Origin of the sequence: Rivularia sp. UHCC 0363, assembly GCF_034931125.1 — a bacterium.
GTDB lineage: Bacteria > Cyanobacteriota > Cyanobacteriia > Cyanobacteriales > Nostocaceae > Rivularia.
Genome location: NZ_JAYGHM010000041.1, coordinates 1 through 4809, shown reverse-complemented (window position 1 = coordinate 4809; position 4809 = coordinate 1). Strand labels below are relative to the sequence as shown.

Here is a 4809-nt window from a genome sequence, read left to right as displayed (position 1 = left end):
AACCCTGCTGCAAGCCATAGAGATGCACCACCGTTGATTAATAAAAGTAGTCGTGCGAGAAAAAATCCACTAGCACTTAACGACCAACTTATGAAATATTTCTGTACTAATTCCGTTGTTTGAATGACTTGCTTTCTATGCTTTTTACGTTCTTCCAGGTGTTCTATTAAGTCTTTGGGTAATTGGGTATCTGGTGTAGTTTCTGAATCTTCTTGTTCTTCTAATTCGTTAAATTGCTCAATCATATGTTGATGAATGTTGGGGGAATAACAAAGAAGGATAATTGAAGAAGATGGATAAATGGTAGCGTTATTACTTCATTCGCAATTCTTCCCTCTTCCTTGAGAAATTAAAATCCTATAATTGTATCTTTGATTCTTTGAATTATTGAACGTCTTGCGTATTGTTTCTTGGGTTTTAAATCATCTCTAGCATTGTCACCAGCATCAAGATAATAGTTACCTAGTTCTTTATCGTGTTGTAAATCAATTGTCTGCTGCCTTACTTCTGTCTTTAATTCTTCTTGCAACATCTTGTATTCGCCATCAATACTCATCATGTGACGGTCAACCCAAGTTTTCAATGTAATATGTTCTTTAGCTTGTTTGTGGCGCAATTCTTCTCTACTTTTAGCTCCTTCAAAATCAAGGTTTAATTCTTTTAATTGATTTGCTAGCTTATCGTCTGCAAGAATAGATGATTGGATTTCTCGTTCGATTCGCTCTCCACTTACACCTGCTTGCTTATAAATAGCTGCAAGGGTTGTGTTTAAATCTTCTGCTCCTTTGATTGCAGCTAGCATATTATCTTTAACTTTGGGGGCAAATTCACTTATTCTTGCTCCATCATTCCCCATTTGACCTATTAGTTTTAATGCTTTTTGGTCGCCCATTAATGCCCTGTAAATTAGGTTTGTGGAAGCGTTGAATTTCCCACGGAGTTGTTTTTCTAGGTGGCGTGATTTTGAAGAAACCAAGTTTTTCAGCTTGCCAGTATTTTTCACAGCGATTAGTCCTTTCTTGAGTTAGTATTTCCGTGCATTGGTAGTGCATCCACTGTTGGTATTGTTGTATTCTGTCTTTTCTTTCTAAGTAGGCTTGATATTTGAAGTGATAGCTAATTGATTGGTAGCAATAATCTATTAGGAATAAAGCAGGAATTATTATTACTAATAGCCGAAATACATTTTTAAAGCGTAATTGTCTACTGTGTTCTGAATGCTGCTGCGAGTCTTTTGGAGAAGCTTTTGAGATTAGAGCTTTTTTGCTCTAGTACCTCCTTTGTTGTTGTGGCTCCTTCTAAACTCTTTCTTTGCAAGCTGGTAGTTCTTTTATCAATGTAGTCGCGTAGGTTGTTATTACTTTTATCAATTTTTTGCTCAACTTCATCAAATTTACTTTGGGCGTAATCTTTGATTGATGAGTTGATAGTTTCTACAGCACTCACAAAGTCGGTAAATGAATCGCTAACGGTTTGGGAAATATCCGTGATTTCTGATTCGTCTAGCTTAATGCCCAATGATTGGGCTTGTACTGATATCAGTTGTTCTTTTTGTTGATTGCTAATCGCGGTTAAATTGGTTGCAGATGCGTGATGTTCGTCCGATGGAGCAGCTGTAATTTCTTCTGGCTCCGATACCGCCAATTCTGTATTTTGATGCTTATCTAAAAGCAGTTGAGTAATCGTATCAATTTCATCTTCTTCTAAAGCTTGAGGGGAGTAACCCAGTGCAGCAATTTCACTGGTCAAATCTTGCTTTGATATTGAAATTGATTTCCTAGATAATCTGCTCTGAATTCTCTTTATCAAATCTGCCATTGTTATTGCTCCTTGGATTTTCTCAAGTACCAACACCAAGCACTAACTGTTACGGGAATAAATTGTTCTGGTGTGTATTCATTTCTCTTCCTGAAATTCAAACCAGCACGAATAAACCATCGATAAAATGTAATGTCTGGTATCCGCGATGGGATATTTTTGGTCAGCATTTTTCTAAATTGACTGCCAGTTATTGCTTCTTCATTAGAGTTTTTTAATGTTTGTACGGATTCCCAGATTTGGATAAATTCCGATAGCTGGATTGGCAACCTGGCGCAAGCCTTACGCATTTTGGCGTACACTTCTAGGTTTTCTTTGGTAACTTCTCCACAAGTGCCTCGAAGGCAATCACAGACTCGATACCAAGATGAATCGCTGATTGGTTTACCCAGTTTTGATTCGTAATAATCTTTTAGCGATCGCGTTGTTTCCCTCATAATTTTTGTACTCTGGGTGACTGTCATTATTTGATGTCGTTGATGGAGCGTGACCTCCTTGCATCGTTCAGGTTGTTGCTGGGTGATTGTCATGCAGCATCCTTTTTCCCATGCAGGCTATAGGTATTGGGTGCGTGGTTGTCTTATAGAGGCAGTTTTTGGGGTTTCAGTTGTTGGGATAATCGATGCACCCAGCACGCAGACTAAAACCCAGACGTTCTTGAGCATGAAATATTCTTATTCACTCGCTCGCTTTTCATTTAGTATAGTACCCATACAGTAAGGATACAATATGTATATAATATAAGAGCGAAATCAAATCAATGGCACATCGCAATCGGTCACTTTACCCTACAGGTGATACACTCATGCATTCCTGGTATCATGAATCCGACGAAAATAATAAGGAAAGCACAATGGCAGAACTACAATCCGGTAGTATTCCTCTATCCGAACACGACCATGATTGGTTTAAAGTGATGACTAATATGGCGGAACGTTCTATAAGGGCAAATCTAGGAAATGTACTATCCGATTTTGTTGCTAGCCAGAAACCCGCTTATATCGAAAAAATTCAATACGAAGCTACTAAATACGGACTTGAGTTTGACGAAGTTTTTCAAATTTACAGAACTGCTACATCTTCCAAAGAAGCTCAAGCTATGAGAGAAGAACTAATCAAGCAAAAAATATAGAAGCAAAAACTTTATTACTAAAAAGCTATATAACTAAATTTAATTAGCTTTCCTTATGGATTCAGTAATAACGCATCTATCTTTTATTAATTAGTTTTTTAGTTTCTATCAGTTCAACAATGTTTGCATTAGGGGTACAATATTGCAGTAATCTTTAGTATTCTGCTTGACGTTTTTTCTCGCTAACACAAGTAAATTCTAAAGCTACTTTCTCGAAATAAATATTTACATTTTGATGGAGGGCAAAAAAAAACAGGCGATAAATTCCCATTAATTGGGTATGCCTGAATAAAAAAGGATTAAACCTTTTTTTCTAACTAAAAAAAACTTGCCGGAGGCGGGTTGAGTCGTCAAACAACTAAGAAGTGGATGAAAGCCTGAGAAACTGATTCCACATCTAAGTTCGACAAAAGACGTACTTGTGCCGCGCCACTGCGTGCATACACATATCTTACTACAGTAAGTTGTCAAAAGATATGTGTTAGGTGGGATTTTTTGTCAAATTTTTAGAAAGATATCTTGGTTCCGTAGCTCCGTTGTTGATTAAATTCACCAGACCCTATGCCAGACGGAGACTACAAGACAGCAATGATACGACACAAAACTATTATAAAATCTCGGTTTTATGTATTGCTGTTAATAGCGAAGTTCCAAAACAAACTTGTCCCGTAACTCGAAATTGACATTAATTCCTGACTCGTCTACCAGCTAAAACATCCCAGACGAGCGGCTCCAAAAGCTCCAACCACACGGTGGTACAGCACAACCCTCCTCCAATTCCCCTCACATCACCGAATTGGAGAAAATAATGGTCAGTTCCATATCTACTCAAACACAAGAAAATAAAAACTTTCAATTTAGATATCCAATACTTTTTGTAAATATTTCTTTCTTAGCAACCCAAGACTTAATCTTGTGTTCAGAAAACACCAGTCTAATTAAAGGAGGGGACAATGTTTAGTAGTCGTCCAGTCCCCACCAACCGCCATAATCCTTGTCCCGTATGTGAAGACATAAAATCAAATTGCCGGATTTTAGCGGACGAAACAATTTTCTGTCATGGCTTTGTAGATGCTGTTAAGGGTGAAAAAATCAACGGATATGTTTGTGTAAAGCCATCTAACGGGCATACTGCGACCTTTAGACCAGATAATTCTCAAGAATGGGCTAATCTTCCAAGGATAGTTAAGCCAATAAGGAAACCCCCCAAACAAAAAGATTCCACCAAAAATTTACTCCCCATAAGGCAGCGAAATGCAGCGTACAGAGCAATTACAGCCAAATTACAACTAAGCCCTTATCACACCATACAACTTAAAGAAAAGCGTGGGCTATCGTCTGTCGAAATTGATTTTGCTTACAACAGGGGGTGGATTCGTAGCTGGAATCCAGGAAAGCGGGTAAAGAGTAATGCACAACTCGCAGGTGTTAACCCGAATACTCACAGATTGCTTGGGGGGAATGGTATCGCGATCGCAGCTACAGATGGGGATCAATTTATTACTGGATTCCAGATAGCGAGCGATAATCGCGATAAATTTGCTAAGTACTTCTGGCTATCTTCTGCGAATCATGGGGGCAATTCCCCTCATCTCCCCAACGGTGAATTGCCGCTTTTTATATGGAAGCATCCCCAAGCCAAGGAGATAAATGAAGTTTGGCTTGTAGAAGGGGCTTTGAAATCACTCATTACCGCACTTAAATTGTGGTTCCGGGATAATCATCGCACGGACATAATGGTAATTGGGGCTGCGGGGGGCAATTTTGCGGGTGGAATCAATACGCTCTCCTCCTTGCTTCAACTTACGAACTGTAAAACCATCAAATTACAACCTGATGCGGGAGCGGTAAGCAATCCA

5 protein-coding genes and 1 pseudogene are annotated in these 4809 nt (G+C 38.7%); 2 read left to right on the top strand and 4 right to left on the bottom strand.

Annotated features, from left to right (window positions below):
• The 4 genes from VB797_RS21700 to VB797_RS21685 all read right to left on the bottom strand — a co-directional run.
• The coding region (locus VB797_RS21700; RefSeq protein ID WP_323239818.1) for a hypothetical protein at nucleotides 1-245 on the bottom strand (245 nt) is incomplete at its 3' end.
• Nucleotides 246-349: 104 nt separating this feature from the next.
• Nucleotides 350-1003: a hypothetical protein gene (locus tag VB797_RS21695; protein ID WP_323239817.1), complete on the bottom strand. Its 654-nt coding sequence runs from the start codon at nucleotides 1001-1003 to the stop codon at nucleotides 350-352.
• A 200-nt stretch (nucleotides 1004-1203) separates the two neighbouring features.
• Nucleotides 1204-1818, bottom strand: a complete 615-nt coding sequence (locus VB797_RS21690; RefSeq protein ID WP_323239816.1) for a hypothetical protein — start codon at nucleotides 1816-1818, stop codon at nucleotides 1204-1206.
• Nucleotides 1819-1820: 2 nt separating this feature from the next.
• Nucleotides 1821-2348, bottom strand: a complete 528-nt coding sequence (locus tag VB797_RS21685) for a hypothetical protein (protein ID WP_323239815.1) — start codon at nucleotides 2346-2348, stop codon at nucleotides 1821-1823.
• 230 nt (nucleotides 2349-2578) lie between these two features.
• On the opposite strand from VB797_RS21685, the gene VB797_RS21680 reads away from it, so the two are divergent.
• Both VB797_RS21680 and VB797_RS21675 read left to right on the top strand, forming a co-directional pair.
• The gene (locus VB797_RS21680; RefSeq protein WP_323239814.1) at nucleotides 2579-2950 is read left to right on the top strand and encodes a hypothetical protein; all 372 of its coding nucleotides are present in this window, start codon (nucleotides 2579-2581) and stop codon (nucleotides 2948-2950) included.
• A gap of 953 nt (nucleotides 2951-3903) precedes the next feature.
• Nucleotides 3904-4809, top strand: a pseudogene (locus tag VB797_RS21675) (hypothetical protein); the annotation flags it as partial.